At 59.4% G+C, this 16,413-nt stretch carries 15 protein-coding genes; 9 read left to right on the top strand and 6 right to left on the bottom strand.

Going from position 1 to position 16,413, the window contains the following annotated elements:
- Window positions 1–418: 418 nt before the first annotated feature.
- Together ACVJNE_RS22915 and ACVJNE_RS22910 are read right to left on the bottom strand one after the other, a co-directional pair.
- Complete coding sequence (locus ACVJNE_RS22915) at window positions 419–1,114, bottom strand: RES family NAD+ phosphorylase (RefSeq protein WP_499569080.1); 696 nt, start codon at window positions 1,112–1,114, stop codon at window positions 419–421.
- Window positions 1,111–1,518: an antitoxin Xre-like helix-turn-helix domain-containing protein gene (locus ACVJNE_RS22910; RefSeq protein WP_499569060.1), complete on the bottom strand. Its 408-nt coding sequence runs from the start codon at window positions 1,516–1,518 to the stop codon at window positions 1,111–1,113. The genes ACVJNE_RS22915 and ACVJNE_RS22910 overlap by 4 nt, the downstream gene beginning before the upstream one ends.
- Window positions 1,519–2,342: 824 nt before the next feature.
- Between ACVJNE_RS22910 and ACVJNE_RS22905 the strand changes: the two genes are divergently transcribed.
- The 4 genes from ACVJNE_RS22905 (at window position 2,343) to ACVJNE_RS22890 (ending at window position 6,201) form a co-directional block, all read left to right on the top strand.
- The gene (locus ACVJNE_RS22905) at window positions 2,343–3,227 is read left to right on the top strand and encodes a hypothetical protein (protein ID WP_499569059.1); all 885 of its coding nucleotides are present in this window, start codon (window positions 2,343–2,345) and stop codon (window positions 3,225–3,227) included.
- 157 nt (window positions 3,228–3,384) lie between these two features.
- Window positions 3,385–4,590, top strand: a complete 1,206-nt coding sequence (locus ACVJNE_RS22900) for an NAD(P)/FAD-dependent oxidoreductase (RefSeq protein ID WP_499569058.1) — start codon at window positions 3,385–3,387, stop codon at window positions 4,588–4,590.
- A gap of 167 nt (window positions 4,591–4,757) precedes the next feature.
- Entirely contained in the window at window positions 4,758–5,453 is a 696-nt protein-coding gene (locus tag ACVJNE_RS22895) for a proteasome protein (protein WP_499569057.1), read from the top strand.
- 301 nt (window positions 5,454–5,754) lie between these two features.
- Window positions 5,755–6,201 carry a DUF2441 domain-containing protein gene (locus ACVJNE_RS22890; RefSeq protein WP_499569056.1) on the top strand — a complete coding sequence of 149 codons (447 nt, stop codon included), beginning with the start codon at window positions 5,755–5,757 and terminating at the stop codon, window positions 6,199–6,201.
- A 190-nt stretch (window positions 6,202–6,391) separates the two neighbouring features.
- Here the strand turns inward: ACVJNE_RS22890 and ACVJNE_RS22885 are convergent, their stop codons facing one another.
- From ACVJNE_RS22885 to ACVJNE_RS22870, 4 genes are all read right to left on the bottom strand, one after another.
- Window positions 6,392–7,924: a class I adenylate-forming enzyme family protein gene (locus tag ACVJNE_RS22885; RefSeq protein WP_499569055.1), complete on the bottom strand. Its 1,533-nt coding sequence runs from the start codon at window positions 7,922–7,924 to the stop codon at window positions 6,392–6,394.
- A 102-nt stretch (window positions 7,925–8,026) separates the two neighbouring features.
- Window positions 8,027–9,319 (bottom strand): TRAP transporter large permease, encoded by a 1,293-nt coding sequence (locus ACVJNE_RS22880; RefSeq protein ID WP_499569054.1) that lies wholly within the window; start codon window positions 9,317–9,319, stop codon window positions 8,027–8,029.
- The gene (locus tag ACVJNE_RS22875) at window positions 9,319–9,831 is read right to left on the bottom strand and encodes a TRAP transporter small permease (protein ID WP_499569053.1); all 513 of its coding nucleotides are present in this window, start codon (window positions 9,829–9,831) and stop codon (window positions 9,319–9,321) included. Before ACVJNE_RS22875 ends, ACVJNE_RS22880 begins: the two co-directional genes overlap by 1 nt.
- Window positions 9,832–9,875: 44 nt before the next feature.
- Window positions 9,876–10,889, bottom strand: coding sequence for a TRAP transporter substrate-binding protein (locus tag ACVJNE_RS22870; protein WP_499569052.1), 1,014 nt, complete (start codon window positions 10,887–10,889; stop codon window positions 9,876–9,878).
- 89 nt (window positions 10,890–10,978) lie between these two features.
- Between ACVJNE_RS22870 and ACVJNE_RS22865 the strand changes: the two genes are divergently transcribed.
- The 5 genes from ACVJNE_RS22865 to ACVJNE_RS22845 are packed head-to-tail and all read left to right on the top strand — an operon-like array spanning window position 10,979 to window position 16,404.
- Window positions 10,979–11,872 (top strand): M14 family metallopeptidase, encoded by an 894-nt coding sequence (locus ACVJNE_RS22865; protein WP_499569051.1) that lies wholly within the window; start codon window positions 10,979–10,981, stop codon window positions 11,870–11,872.
- Window positions 11,873–11,914: 42 nt separating this feature from the next.
- Complete coding sequence (hppD, locus tag ACVJNE_RS22860; RefSeq protein WP_499569050.1) at window positions 11,915–13,009, top strand: 4-hydroxyphenylpyruvate dioxygenase; 1,095 nt, start codon at window positions 11,915–11,917, stop codon at window positions 13,007–13,009.
- Complete coding sequence (locus ACVJNE_RS22855) at window positions 13,006–14,010, top strand: fumarylacetoacetate hydrolase family protein (RefSeq protein WP_499569049.1); 1,005 nt, start codon at window positions 13,006–13,008, stop codon at window positions 14,008–14,010. Before hppD ends, ACVJNE_RS22855 begins: the two co-directional genes overlap by 4 nt.
- Window positions 14,007–15,251 (top strand): alpha-hydroxy acid oxidase, encoded by a 1,245-nt coding sequence (locus tag ACVJNE_RS22850; protein WP_499569048.1) that lies wholly within the window; start codon window positions 14,007–14,009, stop codon window positions 15,249–15,251. Before ACVJNE_RS22855 ends, ACVJNE_RS22850 begins: the two co-directional genes overlap by 4 nt.
- Window positions 15,241–16,404 carry a homogentisate 1,2-dioxygenase gene (locus tag ACVJNE_RS22845; protein ID WP_499569047.1) on the top strand — a complete coding sequence of 388 codons (1,164 nt, stop codon included), beginning with the start codon at window positions 15,241–15,243 and terminating at the stop codon, window positions 16,402–16,404. Before ACVJNE_RS22850 ends, ACVJNE_RS22845 begins: the two co-directional genes overlap by 11 nt.
- Window positions 16,405–16,413 lie beyond the last annotated feature (9 nt).

The raw sequence follows: 16,413 nt of genomic DNA, 5'->3' as shown, positions 1-16,413 counted from the left end.
AGCGGTGCCGCGCGGCGGGATGCTCGGGCGAAGACATGCACACAACGAACTAAGTAAGGCCGCTGCTTCTCAGACTGAGCGGGAACGTTGTCCGCATTTCGGGAGATCACGTTGCGGAGTTTGCGCGACTGAGACACAGGCTGAAACACAGCAGGTGCCCCATTATCAAGCCCGACACTACCGGTTTGGAGCCGCTATGACTGCACGAATAAACGGTTACTCCGGTTAAAAGGCCATTTGGAGACCCTAACGCCGCACCAATTTGAACGCGGATCGGCCAGCGGTTCGGGATGAGGGAAATCGGTACACGCGCGTTGTCATCGGGGCGTCCGTCTACGGTTTGATCAGCCCGATCAGAGCGGTCTTCACGGTGGCGATGAGCCCAGAGTACTAGGCTTCCGGGTCGCTTAAAGATCGCTTAAAGGGCGAAGATCGCGCTTGCGCGGCAGTTTCGCACCTTGTCGACGCGACTGCCATCCCAGTGATAGTCGAAATGGTCGGATTGCACGGGCAGGCCAACAAGATCTGGCCAAAAGATGCCTGCGCATTCGCCCCCCGGACAGCGCACGCTGCGATAGACAACGCCGTTTGATCCTTCGCCTCGCAACCGACGGCCAAGTACCTGCGGTGTAGAATAGTCGTCTGGCTGATGGCAGGCGTCGATGGCGCGCACATCGTGCAGGTCCAGGGCGAGCCTGCCGACAAGCAGGCGGAATTGCGAGGTCCAGCCGGGGACCTCGCGGCTTGCGGCCATCGCCTTGGCCTGATGGTGAGCGACCTCGCGGATCGCCACCTCTTCGCAGTTACCGGCGCTGTAGACGCCGTAGCGACCGTCGGTGAAGCGCCCTGGCCGGTCGGTACTGACATGGACAAACGGGGCCATCACATAGCTAGATCCTGGACCACTGACGCGGCGGTGCGGCGGCACCAGGTCGAGACGGCCGAGATGCTCCCAGATGCGCGGATTGGTCTTCGATTCCGCCGATGCGAGCGCTTCCCAGTCGCGTGGATCGGCGATGTCCTCGAATAGGTCGATCGGCGGATGGATGGACCGAATGATGCGGAAGGCGTGCGGCCACTGCACAGATGTCGTCGCGATGGTGTCGCTCATCAGCCGCCACGATCCGCATCGAGCCAAGATCGCACACGTGCCAGCGAGAAGATGTCACCCTGCGCCATCACATCGATCGGCGCGCGGTCGCCAAATGCGCGGTTCGGCTTCGACACCCACGCATAGCCGCGCGCCGGATCGGCAAACAGATAGCGCAGGCCTTTATGAATGCCCATCAGCAGCGACAATCTTGTAGCAAGATCGCGGTCGATGCGTCCCGTCTCGCCGGCCTTCCATCGCGCATAGGTGCGCGCCGCCAGTCCGCCGAGGATTTCACGTGCCTGAGCGTCCGAAATGCCCCAATGCTCGAAAAGCCGCAACACCGCACGCGCCATTGCTTGCGCCTCACTGGCGGTGATCTGCGGCGTTTCAGGTATCGCGTGTGTGCGTGGCAGTTCCTGAAGCATGAGCGTCTCCGTGTCTCAGAAGATAGGTGCGATATTGCCGTTTGGCAATATAGGCACAACTACTGCCAAACGGCTGTATCCTTTAGCCGACCATCTGCGACGTTGCGATTGTTGCGGCATGATCTCCGTCATCGGTCGATGTCGGCCGTCGTCATCACGGCGGTCAGCGGCAGGCCGGGGCCCGGCGTTTTCGACAAAGGTCACGATGGCGGGCGTCACGCCATCACGCTGGAACGCGAACATGTGACGGTGGGGCCGCCAACGCATTCGCTCTGCCATGACGATCGCCTCGCCAGGGGTGTTATTCTGCGCGCGGAGCAAATCGAGCAGATGATTCAGGAAAGCCCAACCCGGTCCGTGACGCAGTAAGTCGCTACGCGCGAGATCGCGTGCTCCGCACGCCGCAGCAAGTCAGCCATCCGACCGGGGCCAGTCGCATAGGCTTGCAGGGGTGAAGAAGATGATATCCCGGACGTAGTCGAGGATTTTTCAGCCGTCTGGACATCTCGCCTAAAAACCGACGCCGAGGCGCCAGGAAAAGAAGGCGCACATCCTTGCGAGACCTCCTAGCGGTCGCATAGCATTCGTTGTGACTGCTGATCGATTTGACTCAAATATCATGATCAAAACCGTGGAAATACGGCGGATCGGACGCCACAGTTCACCAAATAGGTCGGACATCCGGCGGAACTTTGACGAGAATGCGGCGTTAAGCTTTCCGCAACGCAGGAGGATTCTATGCACGGAATCATATATCTCGTCGGGCTCGTGGTCGTGATCCTGGCGATCCTGTCCTTCTTCGGTCTACGCTGAGGGAGGATGACATGGCAATTGTCGAAGAACCAATCGTAACACCTCAGGCAGACGAGGGCCGGTCGTATGTGGATTGGCCGGCAATATTTGCCGGTGCCGCGGTTGCAGCTGCCATCTCGCTGGTGCTGCTGACTTTCGGCGGGGCGCTCGGCCTGTCGCTGACATCTGCTCACGAAGGCCAATCCGCATCCGTCTTCTGGATCGCGGTCGTCGGCGGGCTCTGGCTCTTATGGGTTCAGATCTCAGCTTCGATGGCGGGCGGCTATCTTGCGGGGCGCATGCGGCGACGCGTCGGCGATGCGACCGAGTATGAATCCGACCTGCGCGATGGCTCCCACGGAGTTATCGTTTGGGCTGTGGCAACTCTCCTTGCAGCCACCCTCGCCTATTCCGGAGCAATGGGCACGGCGACGGTCGTTGGTCAGGTAACGGGCGCAGCCGTGTCGGCTGCCGGCACGGCCGCTGGCGCGGCGACCGATGCTCTTGATCCGAATGAACTGCTGGTGGACAGAGCGCTTCGAGGCGCACCGGGCGCGGACCCGATCGACGATGGCACGCGCGACGAGGTCGCTAGAATCCTGTTCTCGGCCGTTACGACCGAGGACGGGCTTGCTGACGCAGACCGCCAGTATCTTATCGCAGTTGCAGCTGAGCGTGCAGGGATTCCTCCTGAGGAAGCGGAGCAACGCATCAATGAAGTGGTCGCCCAAGCAGAAGAGCTCGAGCAGGACGCGCGCGAATTGGCTGATCAGGCTCGGCGTACGGCAATGCTCGCAGCCTTTATCGCAGCGGCGTCGCTGGTTGTGAGTGCCGCAGCGGCCTACTTCGGCGGCACGCTTGGTGGAAACCATCGCGACAAACAGACTGTCGTCGCCGGCTGGTATCGTCCCTGGTAGCCGTCATCACCGCAAAGAACAGCCGCCCCGCCCGATCGGGGCGGCTTTCTCAACTGCGGATACGCTCCGCGATGATCTGGGAGGCGTGGGATTTTGCACGCAGAACGGCACCTTGGGGAAATAGGAGCGCGAGCATCAGAATAGCAGCCGAGGAACTATGCGTAAGCTCGATTTGAGAACCGGAAAGCCCGTCTGGCAAGCCTATCGGTCACCAGCTATCCAGCAATCAACGCTCACGCGAAACCTCAATACCGATGTCCTCATCGTCGGCATGGGCATCACGGGCGCGATGGCTGCGGAATTGCTCTCTGCAGAGGGTCACAAGGTTATTTTGGTAGACCGGCGTGGATCGACGTTAGGCTCCACGCCGGCAACGACGGCGTTGGTGCAATTCGAAATCGACGTACCATTGTCCAAATTGCAAAAGGCGATTGGAGCCGAAAAAGCGTTTCGTGCGTGGCGTCGCGCGCGGCTCGCCGTTGCAAACCTGCGCGGACAGATTGAAACCTTGGCGATCGCCTGTCGGATGAGGGATCGCCAGACGCTCTACCTTGCGGGAAATGTGCTCACCGGGAGCAAGCTGCGCGACGAGGCCGAACTTCGAGCCTCGGCGGGTCTTCCGGCGCACTATCTTACCGTCGGCGAACTCGCGCGACAGTTCGGCATAGACCGTGATGGCGCGATTTTCTCAACCGGCAATTTCGTTGTCGATCCCGTCAAGCTGACGAAGGGTCTGTTGCTGCAGGCACAGGCGCGAGGTGCTCAACTCTTCGCACCCGAGGAAGCTTCGAAATTCAAGTTTCACAAATCGTCGATTGAGATGACCATGCGTTCAGGCCACCGAATCGAAGCAGGTCATGTCGTTCTCGCGACTGGCTACGAACTGATGGATGTCGTGCAGACGGATCGTCATGACATCATTTCGACTTGGGCGATCGCGACCAAACGGCAGCCCAAGGGCCGGCTCTGGCCGGGCGAGGCCATGATTTGGGAAGCCTCCGATCCCTATCTGTATCTTCGCACCGCCCATGACGGCCGCATTATCTGCGGTGGGGAGGATGAGGATTTCCAGGACGAACAGTCCAGAGACAGGCTGATAGCAAAGAAGACGCAACGGATTGTCGACAAGCTTCGCAAGCTCTTGCCGGACATCGATCCAACGCCTGAATTCGCCTGGGCCGGTAGCTTTGGCACCACTCCAACCGGCCTGCCTCTTATTGGTCCGGTCCCCCGGCGGCCACGGCTCTTCTCGCTGATGGGGTATGGAGGCAACGGCATTACCTACGCCCGCATCGCCGCAGAAGTCGTGAGGAACAAACTCGCCGGACGGGAAGACTCCGATGCCGACCTGTTCGCCTTGTGAGGTCATGTCACGTTTATGACCACTATCCATTGACTGGGTGCGAGGCAAAGGGGCCTCAGGCTGATGGACACGAGGAAGGCCCCAAGCCCCTGCTCTGTCAAAGTCGACCATGGGTGCTCACGCGTTACTAAGCCGAATCCGAGAATCACACTTGAGGGAATCCAAATATGACAGTCGTACTCGCAACCGTTTGCCGAGATGGGGTCGTGCTCGGCTCGGACTCGCAGATCACGGACAAAGGGCGCGGCATGACCTATCCCGCTGAGAAGATTCACCCCTTGGGCAAATTGGCGGCGTGGGGTGGCAGCGGCGCCAGATCGGTACTGTTCGAGGTTGAACGTTGCTTCAATGAAAACAGTGCTGCGATCCTGGAGGCGCCGGACATTGGACGAGCTCTGCAGGAACAGGTGCTGCCGATCATGCGGCATCATTACGACACGTTCATTCCCGATGTGCCAGGCGACGAAGGCGGGGGCACACCGTCTGCCTACGTGATGGCCGCCGGATGGCGAGACGGCGAACCGTGGATTATCGAGATAACGCCGTCAGGCATGATCGGTCACTATGCCGAGATTGGTTTCCACGCAATTGGCAGCGGCGCGGCCATGGCGCAGCAGGCTGGTTCGCTAATGTCCCATTTCCATTTGACCGAGCGGTCGGTGCGTTTCGGCTGCGCTGCCGTTCTGCGCGTCCTGCAAGCGCTCGACCTGACGTCTTCGAGCGTAGGTGAACCGTTCAGCCTGTGTTGCATCGATAAGGATGGCGCCCACCACCTGAGTGACAAGGAAATCGAGAAGGTGGGAAAGGATGTGCATCGTTGGGAGAATGCCGAGCAGGCGGCTATTGGCGAAATATTCGATTGACGCCACGGCTCCGGCTCTACCTGGCGGAACGGATATTGCGGAAGCTGGGGTCCGACACTTGCGCCGTCTGGGTGGCCGCTAACGGACAACCAGATAGTGAAGCTGAACACCCTTTTGCGCGGCAGCGGCCTGACTTAGGGGGCCGGCGCCGATGCGCACGCTCTGCACCTCACGCCCTTAGCGGCTCCGACACAGGCGCCAACGCGCTACCCCTCCCGGCTTGTGCACGGGACAGCAATCTCGTTGCTCTCCGAGAACGCTTAGGTGAAACTTACAGAATATGCGATCTGGGAGGGAGCACATGCCATATCATTGGGCGCAACCGTCATTAGCCGAGGAAGCTATTCTCGAAGCAGGTCATTATGGCCGTGCCGTAAGGGCGGCAGGTCAGCGCCACAGAAACGCACTGCGTGAAAGTGTCCTTGAAGATATTCGGCTGAACCACTTCGCTTTCATGCCTTCACGGCTCACTTCATCATTCTTCTTTCATACCAGAGACCAGGCAGCGCAATATGCCGATGTGAAGGAAATACGCTCACTGGACCTTTATGAGGTCGAACTGGTCGACGCTGATGTGGTCATTGCAGACGTCGATTTTCGTCGCGTCAATCCGACTGGACCATTCGGTTTGGGCTGGGCGCGAGCATACTGGTGCGGAGACTTGATGCCCCCTGTTGGCAACGATCACCTGTTCAGGCAGAGATTTGCACCGAGCAACTTGCGAGTCCTAAGGCGTCTGCCGGTCTAGCTGTCCAGATGTTGTTGGCGTGTGGGCCGTGCCGTCCCGTGCTGCGCACCGTCGCTCAACCAATCGAGCTGCCCCTGTCAATGCGCGACAGAATGGGGTGGTTTGCGCGCATTTCACATGCGCCAATTGAAACTGCTTCCATCCCTGGACATATGACCGCGATTGCGCGAACCGATCCTGCGCAGGCTTATTACGAGCCGAGCTTCGCCTGTAGGCGTTTGCGCAACTCGGATTTCAGTACCTTGCCAACTCCGCTTTTGGGGAGCTCATTCGTTTCGATATAGTGGCGTGGGCGCTTGAAGGCCGCGATGCGGGACCTGCACCACGCATCCAGATTGCCGGGATCAAAACCACCTCCCTGCGATACGATGAATGCGACAACGACCTCGCCCCACTCTGGATCCGGCCTCCCGACAACGGCAACTTCAGAAACATCCCCATGTTGGAGCAGCACCTCCTCGACCTCGCGCGGATAAATATTCGACCCGCCGGAGATAATGACGTCTTTTGAGCGGTCGGTGAGCGTCAGGTATCCATCTTCGTCCAGAAAGCCCAGATCGCCGGTGTGCAGCCATCCCTCCTGCACTGCGACAGCGGTTGCCTCTGGATTGCGCCAGTAGCCTTTCATGACTGTGGGGCCCCTCACCACCACCTCGCCCGTCTCACCCGCAGGAAGGGTTCGCCGCTCCCTGTCGACGACTGCAATCTGCACGCAAGCCTGTGCATAGCCGACCGATGCCAGGCGCTCACGCCAGCGGGGGGAAGTTCGTTCTCCGATCACGTCCCGCGGCAGGACAGTGATCGTCATGGGGGATTCGCCCTGGCCGAAAATCTGCACGAATTTCGGCCCAAACACCTCAAGAGCGCGCTCAATATCGGCCAGATACATCGGACCGCCGCCGTACACGATCGTCCGGATGCCATCGGGACAGACTGAATCTTGCTGTTCAGCCGCCTCGATGAGGCGTCGCACCATCGTGGGCACTGCAAAGAAAGACAGATTGCCCACCTCCTCGGCCAGGTTGAGTATCTCGGAAGCAGAGAAACTGGCGGAGGCCGGCACGAGATGTCGAGCGCCGGCACGCACATGGACAAATGAATAGAGGCCGGCCCCGTGAGATAGCGGCCCGGCATACAGGCTCACAGTGGACTGGTCAGGTTGGTCGACGTCAAGCGCGTAAGTCGTCGACATGGAGATCAGGTTGCCGTGGGTAAGCTGCACTCCCTTTGGCCTGCCTGTCGTGCCTGACGTGTAGAAAATCCAGGCGAGATCGCCATGGTCGCGGTGCAAAGGTACGTCCTGAACGCGACCGGCATATTTGGCCGCCTGCTCGCACAGGTCTCCAATCGCCGCCTCGGCGAGATCGGGTGATGGAGTCGAATGGCGTGCAACCAATCCCGACGAAGAAAGCATGAGTTTTGCATCGACGTCTGCGGCGATCCATAGCACCTCGTCTTCATGCAGTTTCGGATTGACCGGCACGATGACTGCGCCCGCCCACAATATTCCATACATCGCTTTGAGATAGTCGACGCTGTTTGACGCAAACAGGAGGACCCGGTCCCCGGGGCAAATTTCAAACTGGCTTGATAGGAAGGCGGCAATACGCGCTGCAGCGGTAGCGAAATCAGAATAGCTTCCCACCTCACACGCCCCAGACAAAAGAGCAGGCGATGAGGGCGCACGCCGGGCCGCAGCATAGAGCCAGCTGCTGATATTCATTCGTTAATCCTCCAGGGCGCGCCCGCAAAACTACGGGCACGCGATCGTCCTTATGGAACTTCGGCCGGTGAACAGCCGGGCGTCCGCTCCGGCACCAGTGGTTCACCTCATGGTGTAAGGCAGCACGAGCGCAACGGCCGGTATGAAGATGAGGATCGCGAGCCGAACCGCATCAGCGGCAAGGAAAGGAATGATGCCCCGATAGATGGCTGATAGCGGGATATCAGGCTGAATCGACCGGATAATGAAGAGATTCATCCCGATCGGCGGGGAAATCATCCCCACCTCAATCGCAACCGCAACGATGATCCCGAACCAGATCAGATCGAAGCCCATCCCAGCTACGATCGGAGCAAAAAGAGGAACGGTCAGTAGCATCAAGGCAAGGCTGTCGAACACACAGCCCAGAACGAGATAGATCAGCACGATGACCACGATTGCGCCGTATGGCGGAACACCACTCATGGTGACGACGTCCACAAGCGCTTGCGCCAGCCCTGAATAGATCATCACATTCGAAAGAAGTGTCGCGCCGATAAGCACAAACAGCAGAACCGCAGTCAGAACCACCGCTTCGTAGGCGCTGCCGGCGATGTCAGCGAGGCTCAGATTTCGCCGCAACAGCCCAATCAGCAACGCGCCCACGGCGCCTATCGCGGCCGCTTCAGTGGCACTGAAAACGCCGCCATAAATCCCCCCCACAACCACCATGAAAAGCAGCGCGACCGGCCAAATTCCCCCAAGGGCCGCCCACCGTGACGGCAGCGCCGAGATGTCCGGGTCGGGTGCCTTTTTCGGATGCACCCGGACCGCGACGGCAATGGCGACGATATATAAGACCGCACCAAGCAGGCCCGGCAGGATGCCTGCCATAAACAGGTCGCCGATGCTTTGCTCGGTCATTTCCCCATAGATGACGAGGAGAATACTGGGCGGAATGAGTATGCCCAGAGTACCGCCCGCTGCAACCGAACCCGCCGACAGTCCGTCATCGTAGTTGTACCGCTTCATCTGGGGCAGCGTGACTGACCCCATCGTGGCCGCTGTCGCCAGGCTCGATCCGCAGACCGCTCCAAATCCCGCGCAGCCCGCGATCGTGGACATCGCAAGTCCCCCACGCAAGCGGCCAAGAAAGGCCGCCGACGCATCGAACAACGCCCCCACTATCCCGGCCCGTGAAATGAGATTTGCCATGAAGAGAAAGAGTGGCAAGACCGCTAGCGTATAGCTATGCGCGATATCGAACGCTGTCTGGGCAACCATCACCCCGGCTGCCTTCGGGCCGATGATGAAAAACAGGCCGAGCACGCCTGACAGGCCGAGCGAGACGGCCAGGGGTATGCCGAAACCAAGCAGCAAAAATACGCCTAGGAACGTGAGAACCGCGACCAGCATCAGCGATCTCTCCCCAGGGCATTCAGTGCGTGCAGCAAAAACGCCACGGCCGCGACAGCAAACGCAGCGGCAGCAGCCCAGGCGGCGTAATGAAGCGGAAGGCCTAGCGAAAAGGTGCGGTCCCCAAACCTCATGAGACGTTCGGCAAAGTCGAAACCATACCAGGCAAAAAGGGCCATCAGAGCTGCCGAGGCGAGGCTCGCCAACGAAGCGGAGACGGTCTTCATTCGGCCGACGAAACGACGAGACAAGACGTCGACCACGATGTGATCGCTTCTGATCGAGGCGATTGGCAAGGCACTGAAAAAGATGATTGACATCAGGAACTTCACCACTTCTCCGCTCCAGGACAAAGGGCGCGTAAACACATACCTGGCTATCACGTCGGCAGTCATGACACCGCACAGCATGGCGAGCGCTGCCACTGCGACCGTCCCGCAAGCGACGGCCGCCAGCCGGGACACGCCTGCCAGTCGTACAGGTGCACCCGGATCAGCGGGCGGTTCGCTCATTGACCCGGGTGCGCGCTTCGTGTGTGTGGAGGGGCGCATGACCCTTACTGAGCTGCCGACAGTTCACGCAAGCGCGAGAGCGCGGCCGCACCGTCGATGTTCTTTTCAGCAGCCAGCTTGATCCAGTCCGCTTCCAGAGATTGCAGGCGAGTCCGGATCTCGTCGAGCATCTCTCCCGAAGCGGTGAAGCGGTCGACGCCGTTGCTTTCCATCAGTGCAATCGAGCTGGCGTCTGCCTTGTCCCAGGCTTGGCCGCCCATCCTTGCGAGCGCCTCTCCAGAAACCGACCAGATCGCCTCGCGGTCTTCCTCCGAAAGCAAATCCCACTTCTCTTGGTTCATGATGATGTAGACGGCGGCGTTATAGGCGCCATCGGGAACCATGAACTGGCCTTTGATCACATCGTCGAGCTTGTAGGATTCATAGGCCTCGTGGGTGAAGAACGCGCCATCCACGACATTACGGGCCAGCATTTCCGACACTTCGCTTGACGGCGCGCTGACCGCCGCAGCCCCCAGCGCCTCGGCGACGCGCAAGGGAATTTCACCCCCGACGCGGAACTTCTTGCCGGAGAATTCCGCAAGCGACTTGGGAGGGGTTCCCGTCGTGTAGATGGTCCCGGGGCCTGTCGTATAGACTGCCAGAACCTTCACGCCGCTGAACTCGTCGGCGGCGTCGAAGAACTCCTCGTGGACGTTCCAGTAGGCAACCGAAAGCTTCTCGGCGTTGTCACCCAAAAACGGCAGATCGAGGGCTTGGGTCAGGACGAAGCGCCCGGGCGTATAGGCGGGAACGCCCCAAGCGATGTCGGCGCCCCCGCTTTCGACAAGGTCGAACATGCGCGGCGGCGCGGCTAGCGTAGAGGGTAGCATTTGCACGCGCACCCGCCCCTCTGTCACCTCCGCCACCTTGTCTGCCCAGGGGACAAACACGTCGACGGTTTGACCGTGCGTTGCGGGCAGAAAGTTGTTGAACGTCAGGACGGTTTCAGCGGTGGCCGGAAATGTCGTTACGGCCATCACCGCCGTGACTGCGCATAGTCTTCCTCGGTAGCCCATATCGAGTCCTCCCTCTTGTTAGGCAGGGCGAATATGCCAAACAATCGAAAAAGTTGCAATGGGAAATAATTTCATTTAGAAATCAATTTATGAACACGTTCCCGCTGTCACTCATTGAAACCGTCACCGCTCCCGCCCCCGGGCCGACGCTGACAATATCTGTTCTTATGCATGGAGACGAAGTCTGCGGATTGGCAGTCCGGGACTTCGTGCTGGGCCCGGAACTTCGGTTGAAGCGCGGGCGTCTCCACATTGTCGTTCTGAATAAAGAAGCCCACGAGGCTCAAGGTGGTCCCAGGCGTTTTGTGAACGTGGACCTCAACCGTCTGTGGGGGGATGAGCAACTGCCGGACAGTTACGAAGGCAGGCGCGTTGCCGAGTTGCTGCCGCTATTACGGCAATCAGACGCCGTCCTCGATGTTCATTCCATGCCTGAGGATGAATCTACTTTCGCGCTTGTGTCCGAGGAGCGCCCGGCATCGCTGGCCGTAGCGCGACTGCTCGCTCCCGCGGTCGAACGCATAGTGGTCGCTCCTGCGCCTGCAAACCGAGGTCGCGCATTGTTCCAGACAGCAAAACTGCCAGAGTCGATACCCATCGTGGTTGTCGAATGTGGACGGCACGGGTCCAGTGAAGCGAGCGCGATTGCGCGTGCAGCAGCAGAAGCATTTCTCGCCAGCTTCGATATGCTTGAGGGGCAGGATCCTGCCGCGTCTTTGCCGCCGGGCCGCTACTATCGGATAGAGCGCGAGCACAGGTCCGCGCACGGCGATGTTACCTTCATCGGTTCCATAGACCAGTTCGATACACTGCCGACTGATCACCCGTTCGCGGTGGACGGCGCTGTGCCCATTTTTGCCGAACGAGGGCAAAGTTTGCTTCTCAGGCGTCCTGTGGGCAAGCCGGGTGACGAAGCGTTCGCTCTCGTTCGGGAGCTGAAGAGCGGCGAAATCGAGAAACTATTTCCTTGCAAATCGCAATAGTTTCTGTTTGAAATTAATTTCAGATATAAGCGGAGATAGATCATGGGCGTACCCGTGGAACTCGAAATTCGGAAGACTTACGAAAATCCCGTAGGCACCGATGGCATTCCCTTCATCGAATTCAGCGCGATCGATCCCAAGCCGATCGCAGATGTTTTGATGCGGTCAGGGTTTGAGGAAATCGCCAGGCACCGGACAAAGGCGATTACGTTCTGGCGTCAAGGCGATATCGACGTCCTTCTCAACAGTGATTCCTCGACTTACGGCTATGGCTTCGCAGAACGACATGGACCGTGCATCTCTGCGATCTCTTTTCGCGTTGCCGACGTCCAGCTGGGCCGCGATCGCTCGCTGGAGAACGGTATCGTCGTCTATGACGGTGACCGTGGCGAATTGCCTGTCGATACGCTCGCGATGGATGGGATCGGTCATAGCCTGCTCTACCTGATGACCCGCGAACAGGAGCAGCGCATCAAGGCGAACGAATTCCTTCCGCACCAAGGCTCGTCGCTGCGCGATGTCAAAGGTGCAGGCTTCTATGAGATCGATCACCTCACGCACAACGTGATGGAAGGAAACATGAATCGATGGGCCGACTTCTATCGAAATGCCTTCAACTTCCGTGAGGTATTTTACCTCGATACCAAGGGGGAAAAGACTGGCCTGCGCACGCGTGCCATGAAGAGCCCCTGCAATCGTATCTGCATCCCAGTCAACGAGCCGACCGACAAGGAATCGCAGGTGCAGGAGTATATCGACCAGTACAAGGGCGAAGGCGTTCAGCACCTCGCCTTCTCGAGCGACGATCTCAACGGGTCGATCGAACAGATCGCCGGGAACGGCATACCGTTCATGAAGATCCCGGACTCCTATTACGCCGGTGTCGAAGACCGGATGCCCGGCCACGGCCAGGATCTGGCGCGGCTGCAACGGAACGGAATTCTCATCGATGGCGACCGGGAGCCGGATGGCACGTGGTGTATTCTTCTTCAGCTGTTTTCCAAGAACCTGATCGGGCCAATCTTCTTCGAGTTCATCCAGCGCAAAGGCAATGAAGGCTTCGGCAACAACAATGCCAAAGCGCTGTTCGAAGCCATCGAGCGTGATCAGATCGAACGGGGCGTCGTCAGAAAATGAAACTGGCAACTCTACGAGATGGTTCGCGGGATGGAAGGCTCATTCTCGTAAGCCGTGATCTCCGGCAGGCGGTAGTCCCTCCCGAGGGCCCCGCCACCGTTCAGGGACTTCTGGATGACTGGGAGCGCCATAGCGGCTATCTCGAGACGATTGCGCGCGACATCGAAGGTGGCCACGTCGCCGCGGCATTTCCGTTCGATCCCACCGCAGTGCTCGCTCCTTTGCCACGTGCCTACCAGTGGCTCGACGCGAGTGGTTATCTGAACCATGTCGCGCTGGTTCGGCGCGCACGCGGGGCCGATATGCCGGAGGACCTTTATCGGGATCCCGTAATGTACCAGGGCGCTTCAGACGCGTTCCTGGCGCCGTCCGAGCCGATTCCCGTGATCAGTGAAGACAGCTGGGGAACCGACTTCGAAGCGGAGGTCGTCGTGGTATTGGGCGACTGCCCCATGGGTGCAGACCGCGCGACTGCCATCAAGGCTATTCGCCTGATCGGCCTGGTGAACGACGTCTCCCTCCGCGGGCTCATTCCTGATGAACTCAAGAAGGGTTTTGGCTTCATTCACGGCAAACCCCAAAGTGCGCTTTCTCCGGTCCTCGTCACGCCCGACGAGCTCGGAAGCGCCTGGGACGGAACCAAGATTTCGCTGCCGCTTCTCGTGCATCTGAATGGTGCTCGGTTTGGCAATCCCAACGCAGGCGTCGATCTGACTTTCGACTTTGCCGCGCTCATCATGCACGCGTCAAAGACGCGGCCGCTCTCGGCTGGCACGCTTTTGGGTTCCGGTACAGTGTCCAATGTAGATCCTGCCACCGGAAGCTGTTGCCTCGTTGAACGCCGCGTTCGCGAAATCATCGAGTCCGGTGCGGCTACCACACCCTATCTGCGCTTCGGTGACCGTGTCGAAATCGAAATGCGCGATCCAAGCGGCAGCTCGATCTTCGGAAAGATCAACCAGGTGGTGGTGCCGCACCGGGCTTCGTTGGCTCATCCATGATGGCTCGTCGTCCTATGTCCTGGCACTCGGTCGAAATGGCCCGCCGCGCAGCACGAAACGTCCTTCCGCGCGCGGTATTTGATTTCATCGACGGCGGCGCCGATGGCGAAGCCGCTCTGCGGGGGAATTCGGACCAGTTTGAGGCGTACCGCCTGGTTCCCCGGGTCGGTGTGGATGTGTCTGCACGCGACCAATCCGCCATTCTTTTTGGCCGGCGCTACGACTCGCCGCTCGGTGTCGGCCCGACCGGGCTCGCCGGTTTGGCAAGGCCGAAGGCCGAACTGATGCTCATGCAGGCCGCCGAGGCCATGAATGTCCCCTTCACCCTTTCAACCGTGTCATCGACCTCGATAGAAGAGGTTGGTGACGCCGCGCGCAGACCTCACTGGTTCCAGCTCTACATCTTGCGCGATAGGGCGATTTCCATACGGCTGATGGAGCGAGCCGCAGATGCAGGTTTCGAAACCCTTGTAATTACAATGGATTGCCCGGTTGGAGCGCATCGGGAGCGGGATCTCGTCAATGCATTCTCACTGCCATATCGACCATCGGCAGCCGCCGTTGCCGACACCTTGCGGCACATGCCTTGGCTTTTGCGGCTCGCCTTCAACGGCGCACCACAACCGGTCAACATGGTCGAAGCAGCCGGTGCGACCGGAGCTTTGTCGCTGCTTGCCTTTATGGACAGCCAGCTGGACCCGGCGGTTACGTGGCAGGACGTGCGCGAACTGCGTCGGCTCTGGAAGGGGGCCTTGGTCATTAAGGGGGTTCTGTCGCCCGATGATGTGGCTCAGGCCATAAATGTCGGGGCCGACGGCATTGTCGTTTCCAATCACGGCGGTCGGCAGCTCGGCGCATCTGCCTCGCCGCTGTTCCAACTTCCGGCAATTGCCGAGCGCGCAAGTGGCAAGCTGACCGTTCTCTACGACAGCGGCGTCAGACGAGGCATGGATGCAGTTAAGGCGTTGGCCCTAGGTGCCCAGGGTATTCTGATGGGACGTCCGACACTGTTCGGGGTCGCAGCCGGTGGTGCGGACGGAGCAAGACGGATTCTTGAACTCTTCAGAGCCGATATCGATCGTACCATGGCCCTGACGGGCGCACGCACGCTTGCGGAGATCGGCGCGCACTCCATCGTTACAAACCAGCCGGGGCAGAGGGTTAGCGGCTCATTTGGTTGCCCGGCAATCGTGGCCAACCAACGGCTTTCGAACAACATTCGGGAGAGACATGATGGGTAGCTCGCACAATTTCAATTTCCCACGCATAGAGGGCAAATCCTCTCGCCAGGCACACGCAGATCTGCCTGAAGGCACGTTCGAGCGGGAGTTGGGACGCGAGGGGTTTTTCGGTCCCGCCACGATGATGTACCATCGCAATCCGCCTACCGGATGGACCCATTGGACCGGGCCGCTTCGTCCGCGGGCATTCGATCTGACAAAACTATCTGATCTAGGAAAGACTATTTGGGACGCACCTCTCATAGTCTCGAACCCCTTTGTCCGAATGCGCATCTTCAAGATCGAGCAGGACATGCCCTACCTCGCTCGAAACGGTGACGGCGACGAACTTCTTTTTGTCCATGAAGGCGCTGGGCATCTCTACTGCGACTACGGACATCTTGAGGTGACACGGGGCGATTACATCGTCATTCCGCGGTCGACAATGTGGCGATTTGAGATCACGTCGCCTCTGACGCTCTTGCTCGTGGAGTCCACCAACGGGGCGATCAAGGCACCTGACCGTGGAATGCTAGGCCGCCATGCGCTCTACGACGAGGCTCTGTTCGACACGCCCAAGATAGACGAGGCGTTCGAAGATCAGCGGCAAGGAAATTGGGACGTCTTGATCTGGCGACGCAAAGCCATCTCCAGCGTGCAGTACCCGTTCAATCCGTTGGATGCCGTGGGTTGGCACGGTGACCTTGCACCTGTTCGTCTCAACATCAAGGACATTCGGCCCGTATCCTCGCACCGGTATCATCTGCCACCCTCAGCTCACACGACGTGGGTCGGCAATCGATTCGCAATCTGTACCTTCGTCCCTCGGCCGTTTGAAACAGACCCGGCTGTCCTGAAGGTCCCGTTCTTCCACAACAACGACGACTACGACGAGGTGGTCTTCTACCACGACGGCGACTTCTTCTCCCGTGACAACATTCATCCCGGCATGGTGACCTGGCACCCCTGCGGTTTCACCCACGGCCCGCACCCCAAGGCATTACAAGCCATGTACAAGCCGAAGAATGACTTCACCAAGGAGTACGCCGTCATGCTCGACACCCGCGACGGGCTCGATTCGAGCCCTCAGTCCGACAGCGTGGAGTTTGAAGGTTATGCCGAAAGCTGGAAAACGTCGGGGCCGGTTGTGCCGCCTTCAATTCCCGACGCGTGATGCGCTGTA

Source organism: Mesorhizobium sp. DxT, assembly GCF_058448885.1.
The sequence above is the reverse complement of the archived record's forward strand: the minus strand, read 5'-3'. Positions and strand labels throughout refer to the sequence as shown.